This window comes from Flavobacterium yafengii, from assembly GCF_030010375.1.
GTDB lineage: Bacteria > Bacteroidota > Bacteroidia > Flavobacteriales > Flavobacteriaceae > Flavobacterium > Flavobacterium yafengii.
In genome coordinates, this window is record NZ_JASCRY010000001.1 from 1,020,469 (window position 1) to 1,036,446 (window position 15,978).

Annotated in this window: 15 protein-coding genes and 1 tRNA gene; 12 read left to right on the forward strand and 4 right to left on the reverse strand. The window is 35.6% G+C overall.

Going from position 1 to position 15,978, the window contains the following annotated elements; translation table 11 throughout:
• Window positions 1–2: 2 nt before the first annotated feature.
• The 8 genes from QLS97_RS04450 (at window position 3) to QLS97_RS04485 (ending at window position 9,041) form a co-directional block, all read left to right on the forward strand.
• Entirely contained in the window at window positions 3–533 is a 531-nt protein-coding gene (locus tag QLS97_RS04450; protein WP_282714470.1) for a heavy-metal-associated domain-containing protein, read from the forward strand.
• Window positions 533–1,342, forward strand: coding sequence for a hypothetical protein (locus tag QLS97_RS04455; RefSeq protein WP_282714472.1), 810 nt, complete (start codon window positions 533–535; stop codon window positions 1,340–1,342). Before QLS97_RS04450 ends, QLS97_RS04455 begins: the two co-directional genes overlap by 1 nt.
• 98 nt (window positions 1,343–1,440) lie before the next feature.
• Window positions 1,441–2,169, forward strand: coding sequence for a DUF3347 domain-containing protein (locus QLS97_RS04460; protein WP_282714474.1), 729 nt, complete (start codon window positions 1,441–1,443; stop codon window positions 2,167–2,169).
• A 5-nt stretch (window positions 2,170–2,174) separates the two neighbouring features.
• Complete coding sequence (locus QLS97_RS04465; RefSeq protein ID WP_282714475.1) at window positions 2,175–2,735, forward strand: helix-turn-helix domain-containing protein; 561 nt, start codon at window positions 2,175–2,177, stop codon at window positions 2,733–2,735.
• A gap of 106 nt (window positions 2,736–2,841) precedes the next feature.
• Window positions 2,842–3,291: a heavy metal-binding domain-containing protein gene (locus tag QLS97_RS04470; protein ID WP_282714477.1), complete on the forward strand. Its 450-nt coding sequence runs from the start codon at window positions 2,842–2,844 to the stop codon at window positions 3,289–3,291.
• A 59-nt stretch (window positions 3,292–3,350) separates the two neighbouring features.
• Window positions 3,351–5,885: a heavy metal translocating P-type ATPase gene (locus QLS97_RS04475; protein ID WP_282714478.1), complete on the forward strand. Its 2,535-nt coding sequence runs from the start codon at window positions 3,351–3,353 to the stop codon at window positions 5,883–5,885.
• 60 nt (window positions 5,886–5,945) lie between these two features.
• Window positions 5,946–8,177: a multicopper oxidase family protein gene (locus QLS97_RS04480; RefSeq protein ID WP_282714480.1), complete on the forward strand. Its 2,232-nt coding sequence runs from the start codon at window positions 5,946–5,948 to the stop codon at window positions 8,175–8,177.
• A 45-nt stretch (window positions 8,178–8,222) separates the two neighbouring features.
• The gene (locus QLS97_RS04485; protein ID WP_282714482.1) at window positions 8,223–9,041 is read left to right on the forward strand and encodes an MOSC domain-containing protein; all 819 of its coding nucleotides are present in this window, start codon (window positions 8,223–8,225) and stop codon (window positions 9,039–9,041) included.
• 135 nt (window positions 9,042–9,176) lie between these two features.
• Here the strand turns inward: QLS97_RS04485 and QLS97_RS04490 are convergent, their stop codons facing one another.
• A complete protein-coding gene (locus QLS97_RS04490) occupies window positions 9,177–9,356 on the reverse strand; it encodes a hypothetical protein (protein WP_282714483.1) in 180 nt (59 codons plus the stop codon).
• A 76-nt stretch (window positions 9,357–9,432) separates the two neighbouring features.
• Window positions 9,433–9,804, reverse strand: coding sequence for a hypothetical protein (locus QLS97_RS04495; RefSeq protein WP_282714485.1), 372 nt, complete (start codon window positions 9,802–9,804; stop codon window positions 9,433–9,435).
• 280 nt (window positions 9,805–10,084) lie between these two features.
• Here QLS97_RS04495 and QLS97_RS04500 point away from each other — a divergent pair.
• Window positions 10,085–10,156 (forward strand) — tRNA-Glu (locus QLS97_RS04500).
• 198 nt (window positions 10,157–10,354) lie between these two features.
• Here QLS97_RS04500 and QLS97_RS04505 read toward each other — a convergent pair.
• A complete protein-coding gene (locus tag QLS97_RS04505; protein WP_282714487.1) occupies window positions 10,355–11,104 on the reverse strand; it encodes an SHOCT domain-containing protein in 750 nt (249 codons plus the stop codon).
• 273 nt (window positions 11,105–11,377) lie between these two features.
• A complete protein-coding gene (locus QLS97_RS04510; RefSeq protein ID WP_282714489.1) occupies window positions 11,378–11,743 on the reverse strand; it encodes a hypothetical protein in 366 nt (121 codons plus the stop codon).
• Between the two features lie 432 nt (window positions 11,744–12,175).
• On the opposite strand from QLS97_RS04510, the gene QLS97_RS04515 reads away from it, so the two are divergent.
• From QLS97_RS04515 to clpX, 3 genes are all read left to right on the forward strand, one after another.
• Window positions 12,176–13,501, forward strand: coding sequence for a trigger factor (locus tag QLS97_RS04515; RefSeq protein WP_282714491.1), 1,326 nt, complete (start codon window positions 12,176–12,178; stop codon window positions 13,499–13,501).
• A 398-nt stretch (window positions 13,502–13,899) separates the two neighbouring features.
• Window positions 13,900–14,574, forward strand: a complete 675-nt coding sequence (gene clpP / locus QLS97_RS04520; RefSeq protein ID WP_282714493.1) for an ATP-dependent Clp endopeptidase proteolytic subunit ClpP — start codon at window positions 13,900–13,902, stop codon at window positions 14,572–14,574.
• Window positions 14,575–14,660: 86 nt separating this feature from the next.
• Window positions 14,661–15,893, forward strand: a complete 1,233-nt coding sequence (gene clpX, locus QLS97_RS04525) for an ATP-dependent Clp protease ATP-binding subunit ClpX (RefSeq protein WP_282714496.1) — start codon at window positions 14,661–14,663, stop codon at window positions 15,891–15,893.
• The last annotated feature ends 85 nt before the right edge of the window (window positions 15,894–15,978 follow it).

The following is a 15,978-nucleotide window of genomic DNA, read 5'->3' on the forward strand; positions in this document are numbered from 1 at the left end:
AAATGAAAAATATAAATTTGAAATTCATTGGTATTGCTTGTTTGGTTTTAATGACAAGTTTAAAATCCTATTCTCAAATATCAAAAGCAGAAATAATTGCTACAGGTTTAACGTGTTCCATGTGTTCCAATGCGATAAACAAACAACTGAAAGCAACCGTTGGTGTGGATAGCGTGAGTACTGATTTGAATACGAATACCTTCACGGTTTATTTTAAAAAAGAAAGTAAAATAATGCCAAGAGTACTGAAAGAAGGCGTTGAAAAAGCAGGCTTTTTTATCGGTTCATTAGTAATTACAATGCCTGCAGAAAGCTTTAAAACTGAAGGCGATAATACCATTTCAGTAAACGGTTCTACTTTCGTTTTATTGAATGAAGAACTTAAAAACAGTAACGGTGAAATAAAAGTAAGGGTTTTTGATAAAGGATATGTCACTCAAAAAGAGCATAAAAAACTGCTTAAAACATTTTCAAAAACAGCGTCATATCCATTAGATAATGAAGACGATTACCATATTAAAACTGTAATTTAATGAGAAAATTTTTAATCGTATTTACGTTTTTTCTTATTCAAGGAATATCGGCTCAGGAACTTTTTGTGGTTACTGATCCGGCAAGTAATGTTCCTGCGGGTTCATTAGGAGTTCGTTTGGGACAATCCATTTTTAAGGAACAAATGAAATCAGGATATAGTTATCATGTCATGCCCGAAGTTACTTGGGGTGTCAATAAAAATTTGATGGTGAGAACATCTATGTTTGTCAGCAATAGGAGCAATCAGTTGGTTACTGAAGGCGCCAGTTTTTATACTAAATATCGTTTCCTTTCCACGGATGATTTGCAGAGTCATTTCAGGATGGCAGCATTTGGAAGATATAGTTTTAATAATGCCGATATCCATCAGGAACTGATAGAAATCATGGGGCATAATACTGGTTTTGAAACGGGAATTGTTGCTACGCAGCTTATAAAAAAGGTAGCCATAAGCGCTTCTGTCAGTTTTGAAAAAGCATTTGATAATAAACCGGATTACAGATTTCCAACAACACAAAGTGATAACGCTACCAATTATACAGTATCGTTTGGAAGACTGATGTATCCAAAAAAATACACTAATTTTAAACAAACAAATATCAATACAATGGTTGAGTTTGTTGGGCAGACATTAAACGAAAATGGGAAATCATATTTGGATATTGTGCCTTCCATTCAATTTATCATCAACAGCCAAGCACGAATTGATGTAGCTTACAGGCATGAATTATACAGTTCTATGTTGCGGTCTGCACCAAATGGATTTTATCTGAACTTAGAATATAACTTTTTCAATGTTTCAAAATAAAACAAGTGATAATCAGCACCAAATGGATTTTTAAAAAAGAGTCGTCAAACACTACAGCAATTCGCTGTAATAATTAAACAATTAAATAATTTATTAAAATGAAAAATACAATCCTATCAATAATCACATTAGCATTAGTATCCGTTTCTTGCAATCAAAAAAATAAAGAAACAGAAGCTGATACATCAGTTGCAACCAAAACGACTTCGGAATTGTATTCGTGTCCGATGCATCCTGAAGTTACCGGCGAAAAAGGCGCAGAATGTCCTGAATGTGGTATGGAGCTAACAGAAAAAGTGGCGCAAATGCCAAAAACAGAAAAAATTGATGCCGGTACGACTGATGTTAAAACAGAAAATATAGTCGCAGCCACTAAAACAGTTGTCGCAACTTCGTTTACAATTGATGAAATTGTAAGCAGTTATTTAAAGCTTAAAAATGCATTGGTGAAAGATAATTCCAATGGTGCTGCCAATGCTGGAAAAGGGTTGTATGCTGCGTTTGATAGAGTGAATTCTAATACTATTTCTAATGTAAAACTGAAAAACAAATACAATGACATTGCTAAAAATGCTAAGGAACATGTGAAACATATTGGTGACAATGCCGGGAAAATGGATCATCAAAGAGAATATTTTGCGCTGTTGAGCAAAGATGTACATGATTTGATAAAAACCTTTGGAACAAAACAAAAATTATATCAGGATTATTGTCCAATGTATAATGAAGGAAAAGATGGCTATTGGATAAGCGAAACCAAAGACGTTAAAAATCCATATTACGGTTCTGAGATGTTAACTTGTGGCAGAATGGTGGAAGCAATTTAATAGCGATGAAACTCTACATCAAAAATATGGTATGCGATCGCTGTAAAATGGTTGTGAAATCTGAGCTCGAAAAAATTGGAATTTTTCCTGTTTCGGTGGAGTTGGGGGAAGTGGAACTATTAGAAAATTTCAAAGAGAACCAAAAGCAAGAGTTAGAAGTAAAATTACAATCGCTTGGATTTGAATTGTTAGAAGACAAAACAACGATACTTATAGAAAAGATCAAATGTCTAATTATTGATTTGGTACACCATCAAAATAATGAATTAAAAACCAATTTATCGCACTATTTGTCAGGTCAACTAAGGCAAGATTACAGTACTTTGAGTAATTTATTTTCAGAAGTTCAAGGCACAACTATCGAGCATTATTTTATTGCTCAAAAAATTGAAAAAGTAAAGGAATTATTAATGTATAAAGAATTAACTTTAAGTGAAATTGCAATTAAATTGAATTACAGTGATGTAGCGCATTTGAGCAATCAATTTAAAAAAATCACGGGCGTTACGCCAACTCATTTTAAACAATTAAAAGAAAATAACAGATTGCAAATTGATGGATTGTAAAACTTACAAATCATTTCCAAAATTCTACAACAAGTCAAAATATCAGGCCGAGTACCTTTGAACAGTAGAAATGAATCTTTAGTTTAATATTTTAATAATAGAAAAAATGAAAACATTAATTATCGTACTAAGCGTATTCTTAGCAGTAAATTCAATGGCATCAGCTCAAGAAGCTGTGAAATCGTCCCAAAAGGAAACCCATAAAGAAATGTATGCTTGTCCAATGCATCCAAAAGAGATGAGCAGTAAAGAAGGAGAATGCAGTAAATGTGGAATGAAATTAGTAAAAACACTAAAACACGACACCTCAGGTAAAGGAAAAAAAACAGAAGTAGTTACAAAATACGTTTGCAAAATGGACGGTACAACTGCTGATAAACCTGGAAAATGCTCTAAATGCGGAATGAAAATGACTCCTCAAGACGTTCAAAAACCGGCCTATTCTTGTCCAATGCACCCGAAAGAAATGAGTGATAAATCTGGAAAATGTCCAAAATGTGGTATGCAGATGACTCCAAAAGCAAGTGACAAAAAAGAAGAGAATCATCAACATTAAATTTTTTTTTAAATCGGTTCTATACTTTTTATAGAACCGATTTTTTTTAATTCAACATTATGAAACATACCTATACTGTTACCGGAATGTCTTGCGACGGTTGTCGTTCCAAAGTCGAAAAAACATTGAATGCTATGGATGGGATTCAAACAACAGTTACTTTGGATCCGCCAATGGCAACAATAACAATGGATAAACACCTTCCCACTGCTCAATTACAAGAGGCCTTAACTGCAGCAGGAAACTATACAATTGCCATGAATAATGCGACTGATTCTCGTGAAGCTACTGAAAAGCCAATCGAAAAATCATGTTGCAGTTCGAATGAACAACAACAGAAACCAACCGTAATTTTACCCGCTAATTCACAAGGTAAATACTATTGCCCGATGCATTGTGAGGGCGAAAAAGTGTATGATAAACCGGGAAGTTGCCCGGTGTGCGGAATGAATCTTGAAAAAGTACCAGAATTAAGTGCTGCAAAAACAATGTACACTTGTCCGATGCATCCCGAAGTTATAAAAGACGGTCCCGGTTCGTGTCCCATTTGCGGGATGGATTTAGTGCCAATGGAACCTACCGATTCTGAAGAAAATAAGGTGTACAATGATTTGGTGCGCAAAATGAAAATAGCGGTAGTCTGTACAGTTCCTATTTTTATTATTGCCATGTCAGATATGATTCCGAATAATCCATTAATGAAAATTATGGGTACCCAAAAGTGGAATTGGGTACAATTAATACTCTCGCTTCCAGTCGTTTTTTATGCGTGTTGGATGTTTTTTGAGCGCGCTTGGAAATCAATTGTTACTTGGAATCTCAATATGTTTACCCTTATCGGAATTGGTACAGGTGTGGCGTTTTTATTTAGTTTAGTTGGGATGTTTTTCCCAGCTGTTTTTCCGGATGAATTTAAAACGCACAACGGAACGGTTTCACTCTATTTTGAAGCAACAACAGTCATATTAACATTGGTTTTATTGGGACAATTGTTAGAAGCCAGGGCACACAGCCAAACAAGTGGAGCCATAAAAGAATTGTTGAAATTAGCGCCGACCGAAGCCGTTTTGGTACGCGATGGAAAAGATACGATCATCTCGATTCACGACATCAAAAAAGGAGATTTATTGCGGGTAAAACCTGGAGATAAAATCCCGGTGGATGGAAAAATCACCGATGGCGAAAGTACCATTGATGAATCGATGATTACGGGAGAACCTATTCCTGTTGATAAAAAAATAGGCGATAGCATTAGTTCCGGAACGATAAACGGCAATAAATCCTTTGTGATGATTGCTGAAAAAGTAGGTTCGGAAACCTTGCTTTCGCAAATTATACAAATGGTCAATAACGCCAGTCGTTCGAAAGCACCGATTCAGAAACTAGCCGATAAAATCGCTAAATATTTTGTGCCAATTGTGGTTTTTGTATCAGCAATTACCTTTTTTGTTTGGGCACAATTTGGTCCTGAACCCGCAATGGTTTATGGATTTATCAATGCGATTGCCGTATTGATAATTGCATGTCCGTGCGCTTTGGGATTAGCCACGCCCATGTCGGTGATGGTTGGTGTTGGGAAAGGAGCACAATCGGGAGTTTTGATAAAAAACGCCGAAGCATTGGAAAATATGAATAAAGTAAATGTTCTGATTACGGATAAAACAGGAACCATCACGGAAGGAAAACCTTCGGTTGAAAAAGTATTTTCCTTAAATAATGATGAAGATTCTTTGTTGCAAAGCATTGCATCTTTAAATCAATACAGCGAACATCCTTTGGCGCAAGCCGTAGTCAATTTTGCGAAAGCGAAAGCAGTTTCATTAATCGAAGTCAAGGATTTTGAAGCGATTTCTGGTAAAGGAGTCATTGGAACAGTTACCAATAAAAAAGTGGCGCTCGGAAATAAAAAATTGATGGAGCAAGTAAATGTTTCAGTTTCTGAAGAATTAGAAAATAAAATCACAGCCGAACAAAAACTGGGAAAAACGGTTTCTTACATTTCAGTGGACGGAATCGCGGTAGGATTTGTATCGATAACTGACGCCATAAAAGCAACAAGTGTTGAAGCCATAAAAGAACTGATGCGCCAAGGAGTTGAGGTGATTATGCTAACGGGCGATAATGAAAATACAGCAAAAGCAGTGGCTACACAATTGAATTTAAGTTCGTTTAAAGCCAGCTGTTTGCCCGAAGACAAGCTCAAGGAAATTAAACGATTGCAATCCGAAGGGAAAATTGTGGCTATGGCAGGTGACGGAATCAACGATGCTCCGGCTTTGGCGCAAGCCGATATCGGAATTGCGATGGGAACCGGAACAGATGTGGCTATTGAAAGCGCGAAAATAACATTGGTAAAAGGGGATTTACAAGGTATCGTCAAAGCGAAAAACTTAAGCCATGCCGTGATGAAAAATATCAAGCAAAATTTATTCTTTGCTTTTTTCTATAATGTGTTGGGAATTCCAATTGCTGCGGGCGTTTTGTATCCGTTTTTTGGAGTGTTGCTTTCGCCAATGATTGCGGCTTTGGCGATGAGTTTCAGCTCTGTTTCCGTAATTGCAAATGCGTTGCGATTGCGAAATTTAAAATTATAACAAGAAATCGGCATGAAGAATGGCGATGCCATGTTCCGCTAAAAAAAACAGTATCTTAATATGAAAAAACACTCTATAATTATAATCTTACTTTTTGCATTGAATGCTGCCGCGCAAAAAGTAGTTCGTTACGATTTATATGTTCGGGATACAATTGTCACTTTTGGTGATAAACCCAAAAGAGCAATTGCCGTAAACGGACAAATTCCAATGCCAACACTCACGTTTACCGAAGGCGATATTGCCGAAATTTATGTGCATAATGAATTAAATGAAGATACTTCGTTGCATTGGCACGGATTATTTTTGCCCAATAAAGAAGACGGCGTGCCTAATTTGACACAAATGCCCATCAAACCACACACCACCCATAAATATACGTTTCCAATTATCCAGCACGGAACGCATTGGTACCACAGTCATACGGGTTTGCAGGAACAAATTGGGATGTACGGTTCTTTTGTAATGAATAAAAAATCGGATGATCCAACCTTTAGAAAAGGAATTGATGATTTGTCAACCGTTCCAATTATTCTGAGTGAATGGACGGATATGAAACCGGAAAATGTGCATCGAATGTTACACAATGCGACGGACTGGTTTGCGATTCAAAAAGGAACTACGCAAAGCTATTCTGAAGCTATAAAAGCGGGACATTTTAAGACAAAAGTCACCAACGAATGGAAACGAATGAACGCCATGGACGTAAGTGATGTGTATTACAATAAATTCCTGATCAACGGGAAAAATGAAAGCCAGCTTTCGCAGTTTAAAGCGGGTGAGAAAGTGAGGCTTCGAATTGCTAATGGTGGTGCCTCTACTTATTTTTGGTTGAATTATGCTGGAGGAAAAATCACTGTTGTTGCTAGTGATGGAAATGATGTGGAACCTGTTGAAGTCGACCGATTAATCGTTGCTGTTTCTGAAACGTATGATGTTGTTGTGACGATTCCTGCCGATAAAACGGCGTATGAGTTTTTAGTCACTTCGGAAGACAGGACCAAATCGGCATCATTGTATTTAGGGGATGGCATCAAGCAACTGATTTCGCCTTTGCCTAAATTAAAGTATTTTGAAGGCATGAAGATGATGAACGGCATGATGAAAATGAATGGTGATTTAGATGATATGGGAATGAAAATGTCTTTGAATCAAATGGACATGAATGTGGTAATGTATCCTGAAATTACTGGAAACAGTCAAAAGTCAGAAGGCGAAAGTCAGAAAAAGGATGAGCATGCCAATCACAATCAGTACGACTCCAACGTACTTTCGGATATCACGACATTGAATTATGCGATGCTGAAATCCCCCACGAAAACAACTTTGCCAACTGACGCACCCATAAAAGAATTGCGGTTTGAATTATCAGGAAACATGAATCGCTACGTTTGGAGTCTGGACAATAAAGTAGTTTCGGAAGCCGATAAAATACTAATTAAAAAAGGAGAGAACGTTCGAATTGTTCTCTTCAACGGCTCGATGATGCGTCACCCGATGCATTTACACGGACATGATTTTAGGGTGCTGAACGGAAAAGAAGAATACGCTCCACTGAAAAACATCATCGACATTATGCCGATGGAAACTGACACGATTGAGTTTAATGCAAATGTTAAAGGCGATTGGTTCTTTCATTGCCACATTCTCTATCACATGATGGCTGGAATGGGAAGGGTTTTTAGTTATGAAAATCAAGAGGCAAATCCTTTGATTCCAAATCCAAAATTAGCGCAACGCAAATTATTTGCTGATGACAGGGCTTTTCATGTGATGGCCGAAAATGATTTTGCGACCAATGGAAATGACGGAATGGTGATGATTCAAAACACGCGTTGGAGTATTGGTACTGAATGGCGTTTGGGCTACACCAATCATCATGGGTATGAAACTGAAACACACATTGGGCGATACATTGGGAAAATGCAATGGCTGATGCCGTTCATTGGTTTTGACTGGCGGTATCGCAAAATGGGAATGGGAGCAATCGAAGAGAATCTTTTTGGTCAAACCAATACCAAAGACAATCGTGCTGTTTTCAGTGCCGGAGTCGAATATACGTTGCCAATGCTCATCAAAGCACAAGCCGAAGTATTTACAGACGGTAATTTCAGATTGCAATTTGAACGCATGGATATTCCGGTTTCCAAAAGATTGCGCATGAATTTAATGTGGAATACGGACAAAGAATATATGGCGGGTTTACGCTATATTGTCAAAAGAAATTTTGGGATTACCACGCATTACGACAGTGATATGGGAATGGGTTTTGGATTGAGTTTGAATTATTAAAAACGGAATACTTTGTTTTTGTAATTTTGAGGAAAATATAGTGCTATGGTACAACTTTCAGAAATCTGGATTTATCCTGTAAAATCATTAGGTGGAATTAAATTGCAAGAAGCTCAAGTGACCGATCGTGGTTTGGAACACGACCGCCGTTGGTTGTTAGTTGATGAAAACGGATTGTTTCTGTCGCAAAGGGAACATTCGGAATTAGCTCTTTTTCAACCTGAAATTGCAGGAGATTTTCTAAATATTACACATCGCGTACAATTAGAAACAATACAACTTCCGCTGCAGCAATCTTTTTCGGAGACCAAAACTAAAATTGATGTGATGGTTTGGGAGGACTCCATTCAGGCGTATGAAGTCGATTCGGTTATTTCAGATTGGTTTTCCAGAATATTGGGATTTTCGGCTCGTTTGGTTTACATGCCCGAAGAAAGTCACCGAAAAGTAGAGGCTAAATATGCCGTTACAGAAGCTGATATTAATTCTTTTTCGGATGGCTATCCTTTTTTGTTGATTGGTCAATCGTCTTTGGATGATTTGAATTCGCGTATGAAGGAAGCGCTGCCGATGAATCGGTTTCGACCTAATTTTGTTTGTACAGGCAGTGACGCTTATGAAGAAGAATCTTGGAAAGAATTTACAATAGGTGAGCTAACTTTTTTTGGCGTAAAACCTTGCGGAAGATGCGTAATGACAACTATTGACCAAGAAAAAGGAGTGACCTCAGGAAAAGATCCTTTACGGACTTTGGCAAAATACAGAACAGTGGGAAATAATGTGTTGTTTGGACAAAACTTGATAGGTTCTGGAACTGGTCTTGTTACTGTTGGTGATGCTATTGCCGTTTTGATTTCTATTTAAGTCCCCTAATTTCTTACTCAAATTTATAGCTTATTGAAATAGCTAAAAAGTCGGGAGACGCTGTAGCGCAACCCGACTTTTAATACTATTCTCGTTTATAGCTTGTGTGTTGCAACGTATGTACAAGCAATCAAATCAATCTTTTTTATGTTGTTCCGTATGATTTTGATTTCCGTGAATCGTATGGTCTCCCACATTCATTCCGTTTGACATCCCGATCATAAAGGCGGTAATAATTAGTATAATTTTTCTTTTTGCCCAATGAATAGGGCGTTTAGATTCCTCTAAACGTGTTTTAGTTTTGTGTTTATACATTTTGTAAATGATAAATGATTAGACATTTGGTATCATCTTTATGCATGGAATTGCATAAATGCGTAGAAAGAAATTTCTAGGCTGTGTATAAACTTTTATAGGAATTTCGGGAAGTAATCATCTCATTTATAAAAATGTATTGAGATGCAAATGAACGTACTTTTTGATAAAGAAGCGTTTGTGATTTTAGAAGAACCGGAATTTGAAGACTAAAAATATCTTGAAATTGGAGATAAGCTAACTGAAATAGGAATGCCGTTTTTTTAGCCGAATTTACCTGATGGAACACGTATAATTTCGAATCCTTAGAGTTCAATTCTCGTCTTAGAATTACGTTCGAGAATTGGTAATAATCTGCTGAATTTGATGGAGAATCTAAGGCACCATCATTCACCATCAGGCCAAAAGCCAGAAAGAGTGAAAGGAGATATTTTAGATACTTTGTCAATCTATTTAGTTTTAATTATAATTTCAAAAGTACAAAAGTAACGTTGAATTAAGGACTATTTTTTTATTATTTGTGTTTACAAGCGTTGTCTTTCATTAGATTTTAGATTTGTTCTTTGAAAAATCAGCTTGTTTTAAAAAAACTTATTTGTGGTAGCTGTTAGTTCTGAATGGATTACAATTTACAAGTTCAATACAAGCTGTTTTTATTTGAAGGTTTTTGGGTTTGGCTTTGAGCATCTCAAAAATAGTGCTATTTTTGCACCCGCAATACAAAACAAGGCCCGTTCGTCTATCGGTTAGGACGCATGGTTTTCATCCATGTAAGAGCGGTTCGATTCCGCTACGGGCTACAATTCTAAATAACAATCTTAAAAAAGCCTCGAAAAGTAATTTTCGAGGCTTTTTTTGTTATTGGATTTGGCTGTTGTTTTATTATTTGCTCATTATTGTGGGCGCAAAGTCAGAGACGTTTGCGCAGCATTAATGATAAATTTTTTCTTTTAAAGAACACTTTGCGGAGCGAGGGCTTGTGTTGTATGTAGTTGTTCTTATTTGGCTTGTGATTTTTTAGATACTAAATTCTCAACTTTTGTATTGAATTCTTCTTCGGAAAGTAAGCCTTTTTGTTTAGATTTTAGCAATAAATTAAACTCTTCTGTATCTTTTATCTCTGTTCTTATTTTTTCTTTTGTGCGAAATTCTATTTTCTCGTTATACTCTTCTTGAGAAATTAATTCCATTTCTAGAAGTTTCTTTAAGTCGCTTATGCTGTCTTCGTGCTTTGTTTCTATTTCATTTTTAACTTCTGCTGTAATATCAATTGTTTTACCAATAATAGATTCTTTACAGATATAAAATAGAAAGGGTAAAAAGATTAGTAAAGAAATAAAATACTTATCGTCCTCGTTAGCACTAAGTCTTATTGTGGATGTTGTTGAAGCAAAAATTATCCAATCTATCATTATAATAGTCAGTAAAAGATAAAACTTTGACTTTTTATACTTTGGTTTATTAAGAAGAATAAAGAAAATGACTATTGAAAATAATACTATAGTAAATCCATAATTTTCTGCAAGTCTAAATATCTTATCATAATAAGGAGGAGTTAATTTATCTATTTTACTGTAGTCAAAACTATTATTTGAACTGTCAGTATACTTTTCATATATAGTTTGTACTTGCGAGTCAATTTCTTCTAAATTTTTTATAAAAGAAAATCTAACAGTTAAAAATAACAGTATCAAAAAAATAAGCGTAAATAATGTTTTATAATCTCTTTTAATAATTATTGTCTTCATTTAGCATTAAATATTTAGTATGTTATTTTATTCGAGTGGTCTTTTTTTATCCCGCTGCGCAAAGTCAGAGACATTTGTTCAGCTTAAACTACAAATTTATTCTTTGAAAGAACACTTTGCGGAGCTGAGGGTGATATTTCTGCAAAGTTTACAAGCTGTTAGCAGATGTAGCTCTATTTCAAACTTCTAGTTTTTTTCTTAACTATTTTATTTTGTTCAAGTAATATTTTGTATGATTTCAAAGCATCTCCAGTTTGTTGTTTGCGAAAAAGCTTATTTAAAAGAAGTTGAAAACTTGTCTTTTGCACTTAAAAAATCATTGTACTTTTCAAAGTAATAATACTCAATGATGTTGTCTTCAGTGTCTTTTGAATGTAATCGATTTTTTATTAAATCGTCGATATTTACAGGCAATAGTAAATCAGTAATTAATTTTGTAGTCCAATATTTTGAAATACAATCATGGTAACACCACGTAACTAATAATTCGTCTATGATTAATTCGTCAATTTTTTGAAAACATAAGTCATAATTTATTAAATTTTTAAAATTATTATAATCCCCACCATTTTGGCAATGAAGTGAATAATTTTCAACGATACTATCGTAATATCTATTTTGTAACTCGATACTGTTCATTTTTAATTTTTTAACGGTTTTGAATGCTATATCTGCTAACATGTCCGACTTATCCAACTTAAATGTGGTAGCTTTGTCTCATAAGTGTCAGTGCCTATCTATTTCCAAATATATAAATAAATTATTACAAATTATCAAAGCAACTTTATATTGTTGAATACCTCGACCCGCGTGAAGGATGGCAGTGAAAATCCTTTTATGAAGCGCAGCACAATAAAAGATTATAACGAACAGCCAGACCCAAAGTTGCAAGGAGGAACGACGAAGTAATCTGCAGGGACACGCCCAAATTATTTTCCTTTTTCGGCCTGTGATTTTGTCAAATAACTGCCTAAAATTCAATCCCGAAGGTTCGGGACTAAAAAGCTTGTTTGGGTTGCAAAAATTTTATAATTTTGCAACCCAATTTTATTATGTAAATTAAAGAAGAAGATGGATATCAAAAGAGTAGCAATAGACGCTGTGAATGAAACAATTGTAATGACTGTTGTTCACATGGATTACAAAGGACAAGTTGCAAAAAGAATAAACGAAAAAATGCCTTTGGCAACTGTTAAGGGATTTAGAAAAGGGGCTGTGCCTAAAGATCTTGTTGAAAAACAATACGGTAAAGGGATTAAACAAGAAGAAGTTCAGAAAGTTGTTGATTTGGCTCTAGAGCGTTTCGTACAATCAGAAAGATTAAACCTTCTTGGAACGCCACTTCCTAAAGTAAACGAAGATTTTTCTTGGGATGCTGAAGAATTGGTTTTTGAATATGAAATTGGATTGGTTCCAAACTTCACTTTAGACTTAGATGCTAAAAACGACATCGTAAAATATGTAGTTACTGCTGATGATAAATTAATCGACGGTCAAGTGGAAAGAATCCAAAAACAATTTGGAACTGCAATTCCTCAAGAAGTTGTTGCTGCAGATTCAGATGTAACTGGAACATTCACTAACGAAGAAAAAGGAATTAATAACGCTACCACTATTGCTGCTGATCTTTTCAAAGACAAAGCGACTTGGGATTTATTCACAGGTAAAAAAGTAGGTGATGTCGTGACTGTAAATACGAAAGGTTTATTTGAAGACGACCACCAATTGATGGACGTGATGAAAGTAAGTCATGATGACGTTCACGGTTTAGATGTTGATGTAAACTTCACAATCGAAGCAATCAACACTGCTGAATTAGCAGAATTGAACCAAGAATTGTTTGATAAATTGTTTGGAGCTGGAACAGTTTCTTCACTAGAAGAATTGAAAGCAAAAATCAAAGAAGATGCTGAAACTCAATTTGCACAACAAGCAGACCAAAAATTATTAGGTGATGTAACTGAGTTCTTAATCGAAAGCACAAAATTTGATTTACCGGCTGAATTCTTGAAAAAATGGTTGCAAACTGTTGGTGAGAAAAAATTGTCTCCTGAGGAAGCTGAAGTTGAATATGCACGTTCTGAAAAAGGATTGCGTTTTCAATTGATCGAAGGTAGAGCAATGGCTCAATCTGATATCAAAATCACTTTCGAAGACTTGAAAACATTCACTACAAAAAATATCCGTCAACAAATGGCGCAATTCGGGCAAACAAATCCTACTGACGAAGAAGTTCAAGGAATTGTAGCTAGAGTTTTGTCTAACCAAGACGAAGTGAAAAGACTTTCTGACCAAGTTGTTGCGGAAAAATTATTGGAATTGTTCAAAGAGAAAGCAAATCCTACAACTAAAGAAGTAACTTACGACGAATTTATTGCCGCTTCATACGGAGAATAAATAGGAGTCTGTATGTCGTAAAGTCGAAAGTCAAAAGCCCTAAGAGCGCCAGAGATTATTAAAATTTTATGATTTGATTACAGATTGTAAACAATAAAAAATAGTTATATTTGAGCGTCAGAAAAAATATTTTTTGACGCTCTTTTGTTTGAATTAATTTCAGGAGCTAATCCAGCTGTACGTTACAAGTTTTTTCTTCCGTTTCTGTTTTTTAAATTCCTGCAAGAGCTTCTTTCAGTCGCTTTGCAAGAATAAAAAAACTAAAAAACGGAATTCAAAAAGCTTTTTACTCCCATCTGGGCTAAAAAATAAGACATATTGACATCATTTATAAAGAGGTATGACCTTTGCATTAAATGGAATCACAAGATATAACGTAAAACTTAGAACAAAAAAATATGAACTACGGTAAAGAATTTAAAAAATTTGCTACAAAGGACCACGGCGTAAACTCGATGTATTACGATAAAATCGTAGGCGCAATGACTCCTAAAAACATGACTCCATATATCATCGAAGAACGTCAGTTGAATATTTCACAATTAGACGTTTTCTCCAGATTGATGATGGACAGAATTATTTTCCTTGGAACAGGAATTGATGACCAAATCGCAAACATCGTTCAAGCACAGTTATTGTTCCTTGAAAGCGCCGATGCTTCTAAGGATATTCAGATTTATTTGAATTCTCCAGGAGGAAGCGTTTACGCAGGATTAGGAATTTATGACACCATGCAATACATCAAACCAGATGTAGCAACTATTTGTACAGGAATGGCAGCTTCTATGGGAGCAGTGCTTTTATGTGCAGGTGCAGCAGGAAAACGTTCGGCTTTGCCACATTCAAGAGTAATGATTCACCAACCATCAGGCGGAGCGCAAGGAGTTGCTACGGATATGGAAATCAACTTACGTGAAATGTTGAAACTGAAAGATGAGTTGTACAAAATTATCTCTCACCACTCTGGACAAACTTTCGACAAAGTGCACGGTGACAGTGAGCGTGATTATTGGATGATTGCTGAAGAAGCAAAAGCATACGGAATGATTGATGAAGTTTTAATAAGAGGATAAATTATTAGTCGAAAGTCAAAAGTCCGAAAGTCAAAAGCATTGCTCAGACTTTACAACTTTTGACTTTATGACATTAGACTAAAATAATGGCAAAAGTAGTATTAGAGTGTTCGTTTTGTGGAAGAAAGAAACCAGAAACCAATTTGTTGATTGCTGGTATCAATGCACATATTTGTGATAAATGTATCGAACAAGCACACGGAATTGTTTTAGAGGAATTAAAATCCGGCGGAAGTTCAAAACTGGTTGGAGATTTGATTTTGAAAAAACCAAAAGAAATCAGAGCGTTCCTGGATCAATATGTAATTGGACAGGACCAAACTAAAAAAGTAATGTCGGTTGCAGTTTACAATCACTACAAACGTTTGATGCAACAGCAATTAGACGATGAGGTTGAGATTGAAAAAAGTAACATCATCATGGTGGGACAAACAGGAACAGGAAAAACATTGGTGGCTAAAACCATTGCAAAAATGTTGGATGTACCTTTGGCTATTGTTGATGCAACAGTTCTTACGGAAGCAGGTTATGTGGGAGAAGATGTCGAAAGTATTTTGACTCGTCTACTACAAGCTGCTGATTATGATGTTGCCAAAGCAGAACGCGGAATTGTATTCATTGACGAAATAGATAAAATTGCTCGTAAAAGTGACAATCCGTCTATTACGCGTGACGTTTCCGGTGAAGGGGTACAACAAGCATTACTGAAATTATTGGAAGGAACCGTTGTGAATGTGCCACCAAAAGGAGGACGCAAACACCCGGACCAAAAATTTGTGGAGGTCAATACTCAAAATATTTTGTTTATAGCCGGTGGCGCTTTTGATGGAATCGAAAGAATTATTTCGAAACGATTGAACCGTCAGGCCGTGGGTTATTCTACGTCAAAAAATGTAGATAATATTGACAAAGACAATTTGTTGCAATACATTATCCCAAAGGATATCAAAGATTTTGGATTGATTCCGGAGATTATTGGTCGTTTGCCAGTATTAACACATATGGATCCTTTAGACAGAGAGACCTTGCGTGCGATTTTGACACAGCCTAAAAATGCGTTAATCAAGCAATACGAGAAATTGTTTTTGATGGACGACGTAGAATTCACCATTACAAATGAAGCGTTGGATTTTATTGTGGATAAAGCATTAGAGTATAAATTAGGTGCTCGTGGATTGCGTTCTTTATGCGAAGCAATCTTAACCGATGCGATGTATGAACTGCCAAGTTCTGATGATAAAACATTAGAAATTGACGTAGATTATGCCAAAGAAACGTTGAATAAAAACTTATTGAAACGTTTGGAGATTGCATCGTAATTTGAATTCGGATAAAGATTAATTTTTAATCTTTTCTAAAAATATAAAACCTGTTCATTTATTTGAGCAGGTTTTTTTTATGGAT

Bases quoted from the DNA above. Each gene is read 5' to 3' on its own strand.
- QLS97_RS04465 (WP_282714475.1), top strand. From the start codon at position 2,175: ATGAAACTCTACATCAAAAATATGGTATGCGATCGCTGTAAAATGGTT.
- clpP (WP_282714493.1), top strand. From the start codon at position 13,900: ATGAACTACGGTAAAGAATTTAAAAAATTTGCTACAAAGGACCACGGC.
- QLS97_RS04510 (WP_282714489.1), bottom strand. From the start codon at position 11,743: ATGAACAGTATCGAGTTACAAAATAGATATTACGATAGTATCGTTGAA.
- QLS97_RS04460 (WP_282714474.1), top strand. From the start codon at position 1,441: ATGAAAAATACAATCCTATCAATAATCACATTAGCATTAGTATCCGTT.
- QLS97_RS04470 (WP_282714477.1), top strand. From the start codon at position 2,842: ATGAAAACATTAATTATCGTACTAAGCGTATTCTTAGCAGTAAATTCA.
- QLS97_RS04515 (WP_282714491.1), top strand. From the start codon at position 12,176: ATGGATATCAAAAGAGTAGCAATAGACGCTGTGAATGAAACAATTGTA.
- QLS97_RS04480 (WP_282714480.1), top strand. From the start codon at position 5,946: ATGAAAAAACACTCTATAATTATAATCTTACTTTTTGCATTGAATGCT.
- QLS97_RS04450 (WP_282714470.1), top strand. From the start codon at position 3: ATGAAAAATATAAATTTGAAATTCATTGGTATTGCTTGTTTGGTTTTA.
- QLS97_RS04490 (WP_282714483.1), bottom strand. From the start codon at position 9,356: ATGTATAAACACAAAACTAAAACACGTTTAGAGGAATCTAAACGCCCT.
- QLS97_RS04475 (WP_282714478.1), top strand. From the start codon at position 3,351: ATGAAACATACCTATACTGTTACCGGAATGTCTTGCGACGGTTGTCGT.
- QLS97_RS04505 (WP_282714487.1), bottom strand. From the start codon at position 11,104: ATGAAGACAATAATTATTAAAAGAGATTATAAAACATTATTTACGCTT.
- QLS97_RS04485 (WP_282714482.1), top strand. From the start codon at position 8,223: ATGGTACAACTTTCAGAAATCTGGATTTATCCTGTAAAATCATTAGGT.
- QLS97_RS04455 (WP_282714472.1), top strand. From the start codon at position 533: ATGAGAAAATTTTTAATCGTATTTACGTTTTTTCTTATTCAAGGAATA.
- clpX (WP_282714496.1), top strand. From the start codon at position 14,661: ATGGCAAAAGTAGTATTAGAGTGTTCGTTTTGTGGAAGAAAGAAACCA.